The 15,165-nt window shown below is 45.9% G+C and carries 15 protein-coding genes, 1 tRNA gene and 2 pseudogenes; 13 read left to right on the top strand and 5 right to left on the bottom strand.

Annotated elements, in window-relative coordinates:
• Positions 1-550: 550 nt before the first annotated feature.
• Positions 551-1,096, bottom strand: coding sequence for a LeuD/DmdB family oxidoreductase small subunit (locus QUA78_RS19220; protein WP_333303277.1), 546 nt, complete (start codon positions 1,094-1,096; stop codon positions 551-553).
• 178 nt (positions 1,097-1,274) lie between these two features.
• Between QUA78_RS19220 and QUA78_RS19215 the strand changes: the two genes are divergently transcribed.
• The 3 genes from QUA78_RS19215 to QUA78_RS19205 all read left to right on the top strand — a co-directional run bounded on the left by QUA78_RS19215 (position 1,275) and on the right by QUA78_RS19205 (position 7,020).
• Positions 1,275-2,150 (top strand): hypothetical protein, encoded by an 876-nt coding sequence (locus QUA78_RS19215; protein WP_333303278.1) that lies wholly within the window; start codon positions 1,275-1,277, stop codon positions 2,148-2,150.
• Positions 2,151-2,679: 529 nt separating this feature from the next.
• A complete protein-coding gene (locus QUA78_RS19210; RefSeq protein WP_333303279.1) occupies positions 2,680-4,902 on the top strand; it encodes a GAF domain-containing protein in 2,223 nt (740 codons plus the stop codon).
• 438 nt (positions 4,903-5,340) lie between these two features.
• On the top strand, positions 5,341-7,020 hold the full coding sequence (locus QUA78_RS19205) for an AarF/ABC1/UbiB kinase family protein (RefSeq protein WP_333303280.1): 1,680 nt from the start codon (positions 5,341-5,343) through the stop codon (positions 7,018-7,020).
• A gap of 531 nt (positions 7,021-7,551) precedes the next feature.
• Here the strand turns inward: QUA78_RS19205 and QUA78_RS19200 are convergent.
• Together QUA78_RS19200 and QUA78_RS19195 are read right to left on the bottom strand one after the other, a co-directional pair.
• Positions 7,552-7,624 (bottom strand) — tRNA-Glu (locus QUA78_RS19200).
• 84 nt (positions 7,625-7,708) lie between these two features.
• Positions 7,709-8,377 (bottom strand): annotated as a pseudogene (locus QUA78_RS19195) (M42 family peptidase); the annotation flags it as partial.
• Here QUA78_RS19195 and QUA78_RS19190 point away from each other — a divergent pair.
• The 5 genes from QUA78_RS19190 (at position 8,326) to QUA78_RS19170 (ending at position 11,583) form a co-directional block, all read left to right on the top strand.
• The gene (locus QUA78_RS19190; protein ID WP_333303281.1) at positions 8,326-8,586 is read left to right on the top strand and encodes a hypothetical protein; all 261 of its coding nucleotides are present in this window, start codon (positions 8,326-8,328) and stop codon (positions 8,584-8,586) included. The pseudogene QUA78_RS19195 and the gene QUA78_RS19190 sit on opposite strands and share 52 nt — an antisense overlap.
• A gap of 177 nt (positions 8,587-8,763) precedes the next feature.
• The gene (locus QUA78_RS19185; RefSeq protein ID WP_333303282.1) at positions 8,764-10,482 is read left to right on the top strand and encodes an ATP-binding protein; all 1,719 of its coding nucleotides are present in this window, start codon (positions 8,764-8,766) and stop codon (positions 10,480-10,482) included.
• Between the two features lie 240 nt (positions 10,483-10,722).
• A complete protein-coding gene (locus QUA78_RS19180) occupies positions 10,723-11,007 on the top strand; it encodes a hypothetical protein (protein WP_333398968.1) in 285 nt (94 codons plus the stop codon).
• A 208-nt stretch (positions 11,008-11,215) separates the two neighbouring features.
• On the top strand, positions 11,216-11,353 hold the full coding sequence (locus QUA78_RS19175) for a hypothetical protein (protein WP_333303284.1): 138 nt from the start codon (positions 11,216-11,218) through the stop codon (positions 11,351-11,353).
• 56 nt (positions 11,354-11,409) lie between these two features.
• Positions 11,410-11,583 carry a hypothetical protein gene (locus QUA78_RS19170; protein ID WP_333303285.1) on the top strand — a complete coding sequence of 58 codons (174 nt, stop codon included), beginning with the start codon at positions 11,410-11,412 and terminating at the stop codon, positions 11,581-11,583.
• A 50-nt stretch (positions 11,584-11,633) separates the two neighbouring features.
• Here QUA78_RS19170 and QUA78_RS19165 read toward each other — a convergent pair whose 3' ends face one another.
• Both QUA78_RS19165 and QUA78_RS19160 read right to left on the bottom strand, forming a co-directional pair.
• A complete protein-coding gene (locus tag QUA78_RS19165) occupies positions 11,634-12,371 on the bottom strand; it encodes a hypothetical protein (protein WP_333303286.1) in 738 nt (245 codons plus the stop codon).
• Positions 12,286-12,795 (bottom strand): hypothetical protein, encoded by a 510-nt coding sequence (locus tag QUA78_RS19160; protein ID WP_333303287.1) that lies wholly within the window; start codon positions 12,793-12,795, stop codon positions 12,286-12,288. Before QUA78_RS19160 ends, QUA78_RS19165 begins: the two co-directional genes overlap by 86 nt.
• A gap of 22 nt (positions 12,796-12,817) precedes the next feature.
• On the opposite strand from QUA78_RS19160, the gene QUA78_RS32935 reads away from it, so the two are divergent.
• The 5 genes and pseudogenes from QUA78_RS32935 to QUA78_RS19135 all read left to right on the top strand — a co-directional run.
• The gene (locus QUA78_RS32935) at positions 12,818-13,372 is read left to right on the top strand and encodes a hypothetical protein (RefSeq protein WP_445302375.1); all 555 of its coding nucleotides are present in this window, start codon (positions 12,818-12,820) and stop codon (positions 13,370-13,372) included.
• A 111-nt stretch (positions 13,373-13,483) separates the two neighbouring features.
• Entirely contained in the window at positions 13,484-14,002 is a 519-nt protein-coding gene (locus QUA78_RS19150) for a hypothetical protein (protein ID WP_333303288.1), read from the top strand.
• Positions 13,995-14,336 carry a hypothetical protein gene (locus tag QUA78_RS19145; RefSeq protein ID WP_333303289.1) on the top strand — a complete coding sequence of 114 codons (342 nt, stop codon included), beginning with the start codon at positions 13,995-13,997 and terminating at the stop codon, positions 14,334-14,336. Before QUA78_RS19150 ends, QUA78_RS19145 begins: the two co-directional genes overlap by 8 nt.
• A 58-nt stretch (positions 14,337-14,394) precedes the next feature.
• Positions 14,395-14,766: a transposase gene (locus QUA78_RS19140; protein ID WP_333303290.1), complete on the top strand. Its 372-nt coding sequence runs from the start codon at positions 14,395-14,397 to the stop codon at positions 14,764-14,766.
• A 26-nt stretch (positions 14,767-14,792) separates the two neighbouring features.
• Positions 14,793-14,985: pseudogene (locus tag QUA78_RS19135) on the top strand (ISKra4 family transposase); the annotation flags it as partial.
• Positions 14,986-15,165: the final 180 nt, after the last annotated feature.

Raw genomic sequence — 15,165 nt, 5'->3', positions numbered from 1 at the left:
AGAGGGCTTTTTCATAGTTTTGAAGGTTGCTATACTGGCACAAATTATTATACCTTAAAAAAACCTCAAATGATTGCATAGCAATCATTTGAGGTTTTGGCAATTCTGAATTTCTTTGAAATTAAATCTGCGTGAATATCTGCGGAATGTGGGCTATAAATTTATGAAAAGGACTTTTGCAAGAGGTCTATTGTCTGATCCGAGACCCCGATTGCTTCCCCTAAATCCCGATCGCTAGCCAAGAAAACCTTTACTCAGCAACGCCAGAGTTCCCAAAAAACTCTAGCAAGTATCCTTACTTTAGGAATTACGGAAGTCTGACAAGTATTAAGGTACTCTACTATTTCAAACTTTCAATCGTCGCCCTATAACGAAAGTAGTAAATCACCCTACAAGTCAAGAGAAATGAGCCACTTGCGTAATTCTTATACTTGTTAGGCACTACTAACTTTCAAAATTAAAGTAGGCAGACATCCATAAAAACAAAATCAAGAAACCCGGTTTTTGTAGGCAATCCCCCCGTCGTTGCCCTCGGGTTTCTTTGCAGTCTTTACCTAGCAGCAATCATTCCCGTTTGGCGCGCGTAGTCAAACAACCCTCCGGCATCTATTACCGGACCTACTTCTCCTAAAGGTTTGAGCGAGAAAGTTCGATCGAGAGTGTGGTTGACAATTTGCTCTGCTGTAAAGTCGATCGTCACTTCTTGGCCCGTAGCAAACAAGTCGCACAGCCGCTCGACTGATTCGATCGGGTACAATTCGCCAGTAGCCGAGCAATTGCGAAAGAAAATGCGCGCGTAAGACAAAGCCACCACCGCTGTGACGCCCGCAGCCCCCAGAGCGATCGGAGCGTGCTCCCGCGAAGAACCGCAGCCAAAATTTTCGCCCGCTATTATAATCGGATACCGGGTTTTCTGTTCGCCGGATTCGATAAACTTACCGTAGCGATCGGGCAACCCAATCATCGCATAACTGCCTAGTTTCTCATACTCGTCCGGCTTCGAGGGAACCAGGGTCAGGTATTCGGCAGGGATAATTTGATCTGTATCGATGTTGTCGTCTACAACAAAAATTTGACCGCTAATTACTTTACCCATAGTTTATTTCCTGTTAGCCTCGCTTGATGCTGCGGTGATAATTTTAAGTGGATCGGTATGCAAGATTTGCATCTGTTCATTTTAACCTGGCAGTGTCAGTGTTAACCTGTATGAGTAAAAATTAGATCCGAGACTTTGGGTTAACAATTAACAGCTTGCTAAGCGTCAAGATAGTTTTATGGCGAATCCAATAGATGACATTGCTCGACAAGCTCGCGAGGGCTCGGTTGCAGCGATTATTCAAATCCTTAACGACAAACTGGCACAGCTAGGTGTCAGAGCCAGAGCCGTGTTTTCCCAGGGAGTGCTGCAACTGCTGTGCGAAGCTGCAACACCCCAACTGCTCGAACAGTCTAGCTTGGTCGATCGCATCCGAGAAATTTTGGAGGGCATTTCGCCCCACAATATTCGCCGAGTCAACATCAACAGCCGGCTTGTCCGAGAACACCAATTGCTGTGGCTCGAAGAAATTAGTCGCGATTCGGAGAATCAACTGCTGTGGTCTCAAGAAATTAAACTCAGAAAGCCGAATTTGTTCAAGCGTTTAGCAACGGCCCATTACGAACGCCAAGCTCTTGCAAGCAAGCGGGCTTTGCCGAGAATGGCTGCACCTCGATCGATGCAGGAACCGCGGCAATTTCAGCGCGGTATCGTCGGCGGCATCAGCTTGACCGTGCTGTTGCTCGCCGCAGCGGCCGCCATCCACAAAGGACTCAATTCCCAAGAGCTCAACAGCACACAAGCCACCACCCAAGCAATTGGCAATGCCGCTCCCTCGGAGGCAAAAGCTGCTTTAAAAATTTCTAAGGAGACTGTTAATTCTGCTGTTGACTCTTTTGCACAAGCAGTGCGAGTCGCCTCGCAAGCAGCCACCGACAGCAAAACCGCTCAATCTCGCGAGGATTGGTTAGTCGTAGCTGCTAAGTGGCAGCAAGCTTCGGATTTGATGGCCGCCGTGCCCTCTAAGCATCCCCGCTACACAACGGCTCTCAACCGGACGGCACTTTACCGCCAAAATAGCGATAAAGCCCAACAGGAAGCACAAAATAAGTAAGCAGGTAAGTCGGATAAATCTAACAAGAGAGTTTGCCCTGCTGCTCTAGAAGTTGTGAAAAATGAGTTTTTGAGAAAACACTCGCAAACTCTCAGCTATGTTATGAGTGATAACTTGGGGATTTTCAATTTTTGCGCTCAGTGTGACTCGATCGGCGGATTTGTATCAAAATAAAAATTTGTTAGGATCACAAACTTAAATAGGAAATATCACGGGGTGAGGAGAGGGGTGTCACTAAGCGGTCTGTAGAAAAGCTTCATACTATCAATAACGGTCCAAATTAGCGGGAAGGGGATTTATTATCATCCGGTCAAGGAGGGTAAAGTTCCTCCCGTACAGATCGAAGGGTAGAAAACAGGAAAATAGAACTCAGTCAAATCTGGGTATATTTTCAGATATCTAGTGACCCCCCGACAGGCTGCGCAAATACAGAAAGCAGGCTCATAACAGTCAAGGCGACAGTTATGGATAGGTTCTATATTTGCAGCGCGAGCCGGCTCAAACATCTTAGAATAAAGGCTTGGTTGCCATGATCGATCGCCAGGGAAATCAAGAGTTTACGTCGATCGACCGATCGCCGTCAGAGTCTTGCACTTTGCATTTACCGCAAATCCCAGAACCAGTATCAATCCAAAAATTTCTGGATCGTCTTATGCAGTACCAGGTCGATCCTGCCCTCCTCGGGCGACAAATTTGCCAAATTCTCGCGACCAGCTTTGATCGACAAATCCTGCTGCAAATAGCAAATACTTTGGGGGTTGCATGGGGGGCAGATTTCTGTTTGGTTGCTGCTGTGGTTGACCAGAAAGTAGTAAATCCGAATGCTTGCTGGCAAAATAGCAGCGATCGCCCAAATGCTGCCGATGCTGCAGCGGATTCAACTCAAACACCGGAACACTCCCAAACCACCAAATTAAAATCGCCTAGCATATTACTCGAACATCCCATCTGGGCAAACCTGCTAGCAAACGGCGAGACAGTGGCGATATCCGACTATCAAGATAGTCTGGCAGCTTCATCGCCGAATTTCCCTGTGACACCGCTGCCTTTGCGGGCAATTTTGGCAGGGCCTGCGCGATTTGGAGGGGCTGTAAATGGCATGATGATTCTTGGTAAGTCGCACCCTCACGAGTGGTCGGCAGCCGACCTGCAGCGCCTAGAAGCAGCATCGGACGGGATCGGTATCGCGATTTCTCACATTCAAAAAACTCAAGAAATTGCCAGCTTAAACGAACAGTTACAGCGACAAGCTAAATACAAAAATCTACTCATGTCAGTTGCTGCATCGATCGACACAAATTCAGAAGTCGATCGAATATTGCAGCAAGTTATTGAAAATACCGTCGATACCCTGGAAGTAGATAGAGGTCAAATCCTGCTATTGAAATATACAGATCCTCTCTTTAAAACTCGCTCCCCCAATCAAACGCCCAAAGCCAAAGTCGAATTAGTTTGCGAAGCCGCTCTGAAAAAAGATGCAAACCAACAGGCAATAGCACAAAGCGATCCGGCAAAGAAAAGCTCGACATCCAAAACAAAAAACAAGGAGAAAACTGCTAATTCCAAATCCAAAATTCCCAACTCAAAACCAAATAACTCTCCCCCTTTGTTGCTGTCGGAATCTAATTTGTGCGGCAAAGCATTCCACAGCGCGCCCAAGCCCCTCGCCCTCGCTGACGCAGACGAATTAATCGGCAACGAACAAGAGGGCGCCACAGAAATCTTGAAACTCCAAGGCATTCGCGGCTTGCTGCTGGTTCCCCTCACGGGCGATCGCAACCAGGAAACAGTCTTGGGGTTCTTGGTTTTGCAGCACTCCGAGCCGCGCGCTTGGAGCCCTGAAGAATTAGAAGTTCTCGAATCAGTCAGCGCTCAAGCGAGCAGGGTGATTATCCAAACTCAGACGCTCAAAGGAGCGCAAACCCTAGTCGAAGACAGAACCGCTCAGTTGCAGCAAAGTCTCGACGTGCAGGGGAAACTGTACGAACAATCTGCCATTCAACTAGAGCAACTACGCAAATTGAAGCTGATTAAAGACGAGTTTCTCAGCACTATGAGTCACGAGTTGCGCACCCCTTTAACAATCATGAAGCTGGCGATTCTGATGCTCAAACAAGCTGAACAGCCGTCAGCGAGTCGGGCTAAGTATCTAGACATTCTAGAGCAGCAGTGTGCTAAGCAAACCTCTCTGATTAACGATTTGCTGACCCTCAAGCAGTTTGAGCCTCACCAAGTCCCGATTTCTCTAATCAAAATCGATCTCAACCGTTTAGTTCAAGATTTAGCTGGGGATTTTGAGAAATGGTGGGCGGATAAGCAATTGACTTTGAAGGTGGATTTGCCCAAGTTAACCCCTTGCTGGGAGACCGATCCGGATATTCTCAATCGGGTGCTGCTGGAACTGCTGACTAATGCTGGAAAATACTCGGCTTCTGGAACGGCGGTAGTTTTAGAGGCGTCTGAGGTGGCCGGCTATATTATCCTGAGCGTTTCTAATTTCGGACGCGGCATTTCTGCTGCTGATTTGCCCTACATCTTTGACCAGTTCCGCCGCGGCACTGGCATTACTGACCAAGCTATCGCCGGTACGGGTTTGGGTCTGGCGCTGGTAAAGTGTTTAGTACAGCACTTGAATGGTACTATTGATGTGTCTAGCTGTCCGGCAGAAAGTTTTGAAGCTGACAAGTTGTGGCGCACATCTTTTACTCTGACTCTGCCACAATTTTCAGCGGAACTCTGTAATCTAGAATAATAGTTTGGTGGAAAAGCGGTTGTGAATTATTGGCAGCGAACAGGCGAAGACTTGCTTTTAAAGGGAGATTTGGATCTGGCAAACGCTACTACCAAATCCTCCTTTTTGATTTGTTTGTCTGGTTTCGCTTCTAAATTGCCGATTCTTCATTGCTGATTCTCCCCAAGACTTATATGATGTTCGGTTATTAACCCGTAATTAGCGTATTTGTAGTGAGTACGATCGTCCTCTCTTAATGAATTAATCAGGACTAAATCCCTTGCTGCAAACTGAATTATGATTGTATAACCGGAGATGATATTATGCAGTAGAGACCAAAGAAACTCAGTTTTTTAACTGTTTCAAAAGCCTACGAAGTATTTTCGTAAAAGCCGATTTAAGCGTCTTTGACTATCCTCTAAAAATTGTCGCGGTGCATGGAACTCGATAGCCAATATTATGCTCATAAAAGCTGCACCTAAAACCCTCCGTTGGCAACGTTCTAAATATTCGCCGCTGGCACGACAAATAGACATTTTTGCAGCGGCGGGAAAGTTTATGTTTTTTTTGTGGTGGGATGGACTGCTGCAAAATAATTCTCCTCATACTAGAAGAATTCGCGCTCATTGGTTGGTCAATACTTTGCTTAATTTAGGCCCAACCTTTATTAAAATCGGGCAGTCTCTCTCGACTCGGGCGGATTTGCTGCCGCTTGAGTATGTGAAGGAACTCGAACAGTTGCAGGATCGGGTTCCTCAGTTTAGTTCCGAAGAGGCGATCGCTCTTGTAGAATCAGAGTTAGGCAAGGATATTTATGCTTTGTACCGCGATTTTGACCCGTTGCCGATAGCTGCTGCGAGTCTGGGACAGGTGCACAAAGCGAGGCTGCACACCGGGGAAGATGTGATTGTAAAGGTGCAGCGTCCGGGTTTGGAAAGTTTATTTAATTTGGATGTGAAGGCGGTGCGCCAAGTGATGCGTTTTTGCGATCGCTATTTGCCTGGGACTCGCAAGTACGGTTTGGAATCTATTTATCACGAGTTTTTTAAGATTTTATATCAAGAAATTGACTACGTCCAAGAAGGTAAAAATTCCGATCGCTTTAGCCATAATTTTCGAGAATATCCTCAGGTTATTGTCCCGAAAGTCTACTGGCAATACACGACTAAAAAAGTGCTGACTCTAGAATACGCACCAGGCATTAAGGTGGACGACCGCATTAGTTTAGAGGCGATAGGAGTAGATATTGCGAAGCTCAACCAACTCGGAATTTGCTGTTATTTGAAACAGTTGTTAATTGACGGTTTTTTTCAAGCTGACCCGCATCCGGGAAATTTGGCGGTGACAGAAGATGGCAGCTTGATTTTTTACGATTTTGGGATGATGGCTGAGGTTAAGTCTCTGGCTAAAGACCAAATGGTCAAGACTTTTTTTGCTGTGCTGAGAAAGGATACTGACGAGGTACTCAATACTTTAATTACTATGGGCTTAGTTGAGCCAATGCCGGATATGATGCCGGTGCGCAGGCTGATTGCTTTTCTGTTGGATAAGTTTATTGATAAGCCGATCGACTTTCAAGCTTTTAATGAAATTAAGAACGAACTTTATATCATGTTCGAGCAGCAACCGTTTCGGTTGCCTGCAGAAATGATGTTTATTGTCAAGTCGGTGACCACTCTCGACGGCATTGCTAGAACTCTCGACCCTCACTACAATTTCATAGCATCCGCTCAGCCTTTTGTCAAGAGTATTGCAGTGAGCAAGGGGCGGGGAAATGCGATCGGAGAATTGGCAAGGCAAGCGCGAAGTTTTATCACATATAAGTTACGGCAGCCGAGCAAATCGCAAGTTTTTCTCAAACGTTTGGAGCAGCGAATTGAAGATGGCGAATTGCAAATTAGAGTGCGAAATATCGACAGCGAAAGAGCCTTGAAACGCATTAACTTAGCCCTGAAAACTCTAATTTTTGCTTGTCTGACTGGTTTTGTGTTTCTGTCGGGTGCAGTGCTGTTGGTGGGCGGATACAAAACGGGGGCGATCGCAGCTTTTGCTGTTTCGGGATTCGGCGGCTTATTTCTGTTGCGCTCGTTGTTAGATTTGTTGGTTAAGGAAAAGCTCGCTCAAATCGTTGAGAAATAAATATACTTGGGAATTGGGAATTGCGATCGTAGTCAGGACTTTAGTCCTGATTAAAAGCACTAAAGTCCTCACTACAAACTGCCGGAAATTTTATCGGCTAAGTCGAGCGCGAAAACTGCTTTGGAAAGTGCCTGGATGCTCTACAATCGCGAAAGGTTCAGAGAGCCGGCACAACTTTTAGAACCCACATTCTGCCCTTTGACTGTCACATTCAGATATTTTTGACGAAGCCATGAGGTTTGGATCTATTTTGACTAAATTCCAAGTCAACAGTCGCTAGTTTTTGAGAATTGGTTAAAAAGGAGATGGTTTTTCCTATGAAGGTCTGAAACTTTTTCACAGTAGGAGGTTCAGACTCGTCAAAGGCGAAAATTATCACGGTGTGACAGTCAAAGAGCGCAATGTGGGTTCTAACCCAAGACCCAATTTCTCGATCGCCCCAAAAACAAAAATGATACCTAGCGTGTGGATCGGGCTTTTTGCCTTTACCAGTTGCTAGATATCACTTTGATATCAGAGTTAAATTTTCAATACCCCCAGGGGAATTCGAATCCCCGTCGCATCCGTGAAAGGGATGTGTCCTAGGCCTCTAGACGATGGGGGCGCGTTGCGTTTGCTTGTGTTCCGCACCTTTATTACCTTAACTAATCTTTCCCAATCTGTCAACTACTTTGCGAAAGTTTTTTTTCTACTTGTCCCAAAGCTCGTCACAGTAGGCTTTGAGGATACGATCGCAATTGTCGGTCGCCCGCCCGGTGAGCAATCTCGAACCCGTGGGTGTTCTGGGTGGGGAAGCCCAAACAAGCGGCGCGGGCCACGTAGCCGAACTTCATGGCGATCGAAGCATCGCTCCCAAAACCGCTAATTGCGACCAACTGCACCTCTACGTCGGCTGCTGCGCGCAATTCCCCGTTCAACCCTCGATCGTACACTCCGTAGCCGTCTTGAACCAGCAAAACCGGGTTTTCCCCATCAAGAATCGGGTATTCAGCTAAAAGAGGAGAGCGCCAATTTCCAAAGCGATCGGCGCGTCCAACGGCTGGCGCTGCCTAAAATACAAAGCTCCGATCGCCCCGATCAATTCGCAGACGCCACCAAATAAACATTCACCCCAGGCTCTTTCAAACATTGCGCCAGAACTAGCAAAATAGCCACAGAAACCTTGCTGTCGAGGGTGTAGCTCGCGATCGTAATCCTTAAACCGCAGCCGGCGTTTGCGGTGCTTTCCGACCACCATCCGCGTTCTCGATCGAATTCCCGCCGACGCTAATTCCTCGGGGGTACATTTACTTTCGATCCAGGTATTTGCCCACTTTAAAGAAACATCTTCCTCCTGAGCTTTTTGAGGAGATTCGTTGGGGTTTCACCTCACCCCCGGACAAGCTGGTGACGCGAGAAGGAGCCGACCAACAGCAACCGTTACTGGTGGCGAATACACTGCTCGCTAACAAGGGCTATGATGCAGATCGGGGCGTGATTGACTCCCTCAATGCCGAAGGGAAGATCGCCGTTATTTCACCTCGGCACCACCGCAAGATCCTGCGAACTTACTATACGGAATTGTAAAAAGCCCGTCATTTGATTGAGAACTTTTTCACCAAGCGGCTGCTGTATCGGGCAATCGCGACGCGCTATGACCCGTCAGGCGGTGAACTTTCCGGCGTGCGATTCTTCTCCCTGCTGCGGTCATCTGGTTGAATTGATGACACGCCCTAAATTAACTTGACAGTGCCGTAAACTAATATGCCTGACCTCTTGAGCACCTTATTTTCAACTAATTTCATTCCTCACGGGCATTGTTACCTCTGGAAACCTGGGTTAGTTTGGCTGCACTTAACGTCAGATGCAGTGACTGCCCTCGCGTATTACTCGGTGGCGGTTGCCATTATTTACTTTACGAATGAGCGTAAGGATCTGCCTGCCCAGACGGTAATGCTGCTGGTGGGTTTCTTTTTTATTTTTGCCTTATGTGGCACAACCCACCTGATGGAAGTAGTGACACTCTGGCACCCCATCTACTGGGTTTCAGGACTGATCAAAGCGGCCACTGGTGCTTGGTCTTTCTATACGTTCACCTTTTTACTGATTCCCTTAATTCCAGTGGCGATCGATGCGCCCAGTCCAGCCCAACTCGCGCTTACAAACCAGGAACTAGAGGAGAGTCGCCGCCGTATCCAGGCGATTAATGTGGAGCTAGAGCAACGGGTGCAGGAACGCACCGCCCAACTGGAAGCGTCTAATCGCATCAAAGACGAATTATTGATGCGCGAACAAATAATTCGGGCAGAGGCAGAGGCAGCCAACCGTGCCAAGGATGAGTTTCTCTCGATTCTTTCTCATGAACTCAGAACTCCTCTCAACGCCATCTTAGGATGGTCAACGATGTTACGGCACCGAACCCTGAGTGAGGATAAGGTCGTGCGGGCTTTGGAGACGATCGAGCGAAACGCAAAGTCTCAAGCCCAGCTCATCGAAGACATTCTCGATGTTTCTCGCATCATTACAGGTAAACTGCGCCTCCAAGTCCGTCCCGTCAACCTCGTGTCGGTGATTGAATGTGCGATAGAGTCTCTACACTTGGCGGCTGAGGCAAAATCAATTCGCCTGCATAGCGTGCTCGATTCTGAAGCTGGTCCGCTCTTGGGTGATGCCGATCGGTTGCAGCAAGTTGTGTGGAATCTACTTTCTAACGCCCTCAAATTCACGCCTAAAGACGGGCGAGTCCAGATTCGTTTGGAGCGGGTTAATTCCCATCTTGAAATTACTGTCAGCGACACTGGACCAGGCATCAGCTCGGACTTTCTACCCTTTGTGTTCGATCGCTTTCGCCAGCACGACAGTACGACCACTCGCAGTTATGGGGGGTTGGGTTTAGGATTAGCCATTGTGCGTCAATTAGTTGAATTGCATGGCGGGACTGTAACGGTAGTGAGTCCAGGGATAGGACAGGGGACGACTTTTACAGTCAAACTGCCCGCGACGATTATCCATGCACCAGCCAGCGACCCAGAGCGATTAAACTCGATCGTGGAGGCGAATGGGAGGGTTGAGGTGTCGCTGACCCTTGAAGGCTTACAAATCTTAGTGGTAGATGACGAGGCTGACGCGCGAGAGTTGCTGAGTACGATTCTGCAAAAGTATGGTGCTGATGTCATCGCTGTTGGTTCGGTCAAGGAAGCGTTGACCATTATCGAAACCACAACCAATAGCAGCCCAGATGTTTTAGTGAGCGATATTGGGATGCCGGATGAGGATGGCTACTCCCTGATCTGCAAGTTACGGCAAGTTGAAGCGCAGCGAGGCGGTCGGCTACCCGCGATCGCGCTGACGGCTTATGCCCGGAATGACGATCGTCGGCAGGCACTATTAGCAGGTTTTCAGATACATTTAACAAAACCCGTAGATGCTGCCGAGTTAGTGGCGGTGGTTGCCAGCCTCACCGGACGTACAGCCAGGTGCTAAAACCCAGGTGTATTTAGCTCGTCCTTTTACTGCTTCTGTCGCAAAAACTGTTCAATAACAAATGTCGGGTTTGAGGATAATTGGCTTCTTGTCAGCTTGGGGTGAAGGCTAGGGCGTCGGTACAGTATTGAACATTGACAAAACCGGGTAGATATGATGTGTGAATTGAGGAGCCTGTTAAATTCTCACCATCAGGAAGAAAGAAAAAACCCTATGAGTCCTCCCTTATGGCATCCTCCAATGGAACTTTTAGACCATGAAGCGCTAATTATCAAAGGCATTAAACGAGCCAAGCTATTCACGTTTCTTCGACTTAACCGTTTATTCATCTTTAATGATGAGTTCCAAGAAGAACTCGCTACCATCTTTAAAGACAGCACCGTAAGTAATAGCCCAGTTGCTCCGGCACAAATTGCCAAGGCAATTATTCTGCAAGCGTATCTAGGGATTTCTGATGATGAAGTGATTGAAGAAATGAGTCGTGGCTCAACGTTAGCAGTTAGTTCTCGATTGTCTCAATTGTGAAACTCCGCCTTTGAGCAAACCCACTTTGATTAGATTCAGAAATGGCTTAATTAAAAAAGAATTAGACCAAGGTTGAATTGACCGCACCGTAGAAATTGCCAAGCAAAAAGGTGGGTTTGGCTGATCTCAACTCAAAGCGGCTTTAGATTCTTCCCCGTTATGGGGAGCTGGTAAAGTCGAAGATACATATAATCTATTAGGTCATGCTTTGCGTAAAGCAGTGAGTGCGATCGCCCGTGCTGGACAGGGGCGGGAGCTAGCAGAAATTGCCGAGTCAGCCGGTGCACCAATTCTCAATAGTTCCAGCTTAAAAACGGCCTTAGACTTAAACTGGGATGATCGGTAGAGCATCAAAATACACTCTCAATTCTTCTAAAAAGCTTATATTCTGTAGAATAATGGATGCAAAGCCAGTCTGATTGTGATGAGTTTGAAGTCGCCCAAGAGACTCTGGATGTTTCCCGAATGATTGAATATCAAAATGTGACTTTCGACTCTCAAAGCGTTCCGAGTTTAAGCAAAGGGGTGGCCGCATACCGTCGCATTGCTATTGAAGACCCAGAGCGGCGCCCCTGACAGGTGTAGGTTTTTTACAACGAGGAGGAGTTACAAGCATAAAAGGCATCCTATTGAGTTTGAGGGAAGGATCTCCAACGCTCAAGATGTATCGGAATATTGTTGAGTAGATTAGCCATCAGAGTCACAAAGCCGAGAATAAAACAAGACAAATGACGCTGTTTTTTGAGGCTCCGAGGCTGATTTAAAGCAATATGTCCAGGGGGAAGTTGTTGAAAATTTGAGGTAAGCGATCGACCCTCCTGAGTGCCACCCAAGATCACCATCCATAAAGTGGAAACAGCTAGCACTAACCACATTCGTTCGGCTCGTTGTGGTAAGAGTAAACGGGTATGATGCCATTGCCAGCCATCTGATTTGAGATCGCGGTAAACACCTTCGGTACAAGAACGCAGTCCATACCAAAGAACGTTTGCTTCTTGAGGTTTGAAGTCTGTCAGAATCAACCACGGGTCTTTGTAATCTAGAGCCCAACGAGCTAGGAGCGTACAAGAAAGAGGGTTAGTTTTAAAGCACAGGACTTCTGCGGCCCACGATTGTCCGCCTGGACGAACCAGATCTGCCAGTGGCTGCCATGTTTGTTGAGATGGCAGACGATAAGTTTCTTGATGGTTGATACGTAGGAAAGGATGCGGGCCCACACTTTTAATTAATTGATCAAGCCAATCAGCAGACAATCCTCGCTCGGTCGCCACGATCACCCTAAAGTTGGCCGGCATTACGCCTTGAACTTGGGAAATGAGTTTTTGCTGCGGAGGTTTCCAGCTTCCGGGTTCTGTGGCATTCACCACGCACGCCCGCTACTGGAATTCCCGACCCAGCTAACAAGATGTTCATCGATAGCACTGTAAATTTATCTCCGATGCTAGTGGCATCCAATGCTAAGCCAATGTCTTCGACATTTTTTGGCAGTAAGCTCAGCACCCACAACAGTAAAGGAGCAAAACAACTACCAACATCCAACTCACGACGGTGAAGTCCTTTTTTGGCTGGGGCTTCCTGATACCATTCTTTTAATCGCTGACGAACTGTATTCGTTTTTTCTCCGTTGATTTGGGCAATTAAATGCGAAACTTGGGTTAAGCTGCTAGATCTAGCCATGACTGTGCCAAAGCTCCATGTCGCTAACCCAATCGCTTGAGGTATCGACAAATGAGCCATTCGTTGAGACACGATACATGACCAATCTTTGAGATGCTTATTGTTCAGCATTGAGGTTGTTTCCGCATTCGGAGTGTTTCGTTCGATTGCCTTGATTATCGCCCGTGACAAGAGCCGATCGCCCGTGACAAGAGCCGATCGCCCACGACAAGAGCCGAGCCTCATCTGCTGGCGATCGTCAAAGTATCCCAAATGGGTTCCATACTACCTCCCTGTAAAAAACCTACACCTGTCAGAGGGGTGTCACTGGCTTGATTATAAAGCTGTTCGGCTTCATGACAGCTTTTATGCTGGATATTTTCAAGAAAATGAAGTCTTGATTGATTATGTCAATCGTCAGCCGTTAAATTCCCTACTGGCTTGTTTAGGCGATGGACACGATGGGATTTGGAATCTCATCGGTAAATTTAATCCAGACGGCAATCGCCGAGAAATCTTAGACTGGTTTCATTTACTTGAAAATCTCCATAAAGTAGGAGGGTCTAACAAACGGCTAGCACAAGCGAAAAAATTGTTGTGGCAGGGTCGTATAGATGAAACAATTAAGTTGTTTGAGTTGTGCCGTCGCCGTCAAGCGGAAAACTTTTGTAACTACCTAAAAACAATACTTCGGACAGTTTTGGAATAGGGACGCTCCGCGAGCAGAGCTAAAAAAGTCACTGGTATCTTAACGAAAAAGACAAAAAAAGGCAGTTTTTACGTTAAGCTCAAAAAACACACGAACTCAAAAAACTGCCTGATGAATATTATTGAATCAATCTTACAACAAATGCCAGGGATTAGTCAAGCGCAAAAGAAGTTTATGGTGATTTTATTTTCCACCATTTTACTTGTTTATGGCAAAGTTAATTTTACCAATCTGGGCCGTTATAGTTCTTTGAGTGAAAAGACCTATCCTCGCCACTTTTTTAAAGGCTTCGATTTTCCAGAATTTCATAAATATTTTATACATCAAGCCTTAAACCATGAGCGAACACTGATTGCAGTTATCGATTGTTCTTTTATTCCCAAAAGTGGCAAAAAAACTGAAGGAAAAGCTAGTTTTTATAATGGTGTAGCTGGCCGACCTGAAGAGGGATTAGAAATTTCTGTAATTGCTGTTGTCGAAGTTGAAACTCACTTGTCTTATAGTCGAGCGTGTACAACAAACTCCGTGGCGTCCGACAACAGAACTACCGAAAAATTCCCTAACTGCCAAGGTGAAAAAAAACTCAAAAAAACGGCGGAAAAAAATAGCTCCATCAAGCTCAATGCCTGAAATAACAAGAGTTGATGACTATGCTCAACATTTAATAAAGACTCGTTCCTTGTTGCCAGATTCTGTCCGTTACTTGGTCGCTGATGGTTATTATTACCGCTTTAAATTCTGGAATGCTGTACGTGATGCAGATTTAAATTTGATTGGTAAATTAAGAGTTGATGCCAACTTGAATTACATTTATACAGGTGAAAGAAATAAACGGGGCGCTCCTCGCAAATATGATGGTAAGGTTGACTGCAATAATTTGAAAAAATTAACTTTTATCAAAGAAGTTAAGCCGGTAGTCAAGCTTTATTCATTAGTAGAAGGCGAGTTGTTGTTTAAAATGTAAAATACGTTTAGCCTGTCTGTCTGAACTTCAACCCAACGGTAAAATCAAAAATATTTTATTGTTTAGTACCGATATTAATCTCCCAGCCCAGCAAATACTTGAGTATTATCAGGCTCGTTTTCAGATTGAGTTTATTTTTCGTGATGCCAAACAATTTACGGGTTTATCTGATTCTCAATGTCGCAGTAGTCAACGGCTTGATTTTCATTTTAATGCCAGTTTAATTGCTTTAAATGTAGCCAAATATGAAGCCTATAATTGTCACTTTTCTCCGGCTCCCTTCGTGTTTTCAATGGCCTCTTATAAACGCCGGGAATTCAATAGACATCTACTTTACACCTTTATTCACAAGTTAGATGTAGACCCTAACTTAATTTTAAATCACCCTAACCTCCCCTCCGTCCTCTCCTATGGTACTCTCGCTGCTTAAAAACTGTCCGAAGTATTGTAAAAAAACATCGACATCGAATCGTCAACTATCAACTCTTGTCCACTCAAAAAAATTGCTCGCCGAGGCTCGGGAGCTGTGGAATCATCGGTGAAACAGATTGATAGAAGATTGAAAATTTCCGGCGATGAGTGGCGAGCTGAAAATATTAATCAAATGCTTAAACTGAGGTGTGCTTACTTGAATGATTTAATAAGGTAGAAGTTTATAGACGCCTGCTTCTTTTCCATTCTCCTAGCTTCCTGTCTAAATACTTTAGATGTTCCTAAAAGCCTGTTTGGTTAGGGTAGGGCGAAAATTTTGGCGTTCTTTTCTATAGTTTAGAGCGAAAAGTTTTGTACCATATCATACTTTTACTCATTTACAAAACCGGGATGCTCC

Source organism: Microcoleus sp. K4-B3 (assembly GCF_036704615.1).
In the GTDB taxonomy this organism is placed as follows: domain Bacteria; phylum Cyanobacteriota; class Cyanobacteriia; order Cyanobacteriales; family Microcoleaceae; genus Microcoleus.
The sequence above is the reverse complement of the archived record's forward strand: the minus strand, read 5'-3'. Positions and strand labels throughout refer to the sequence as shown.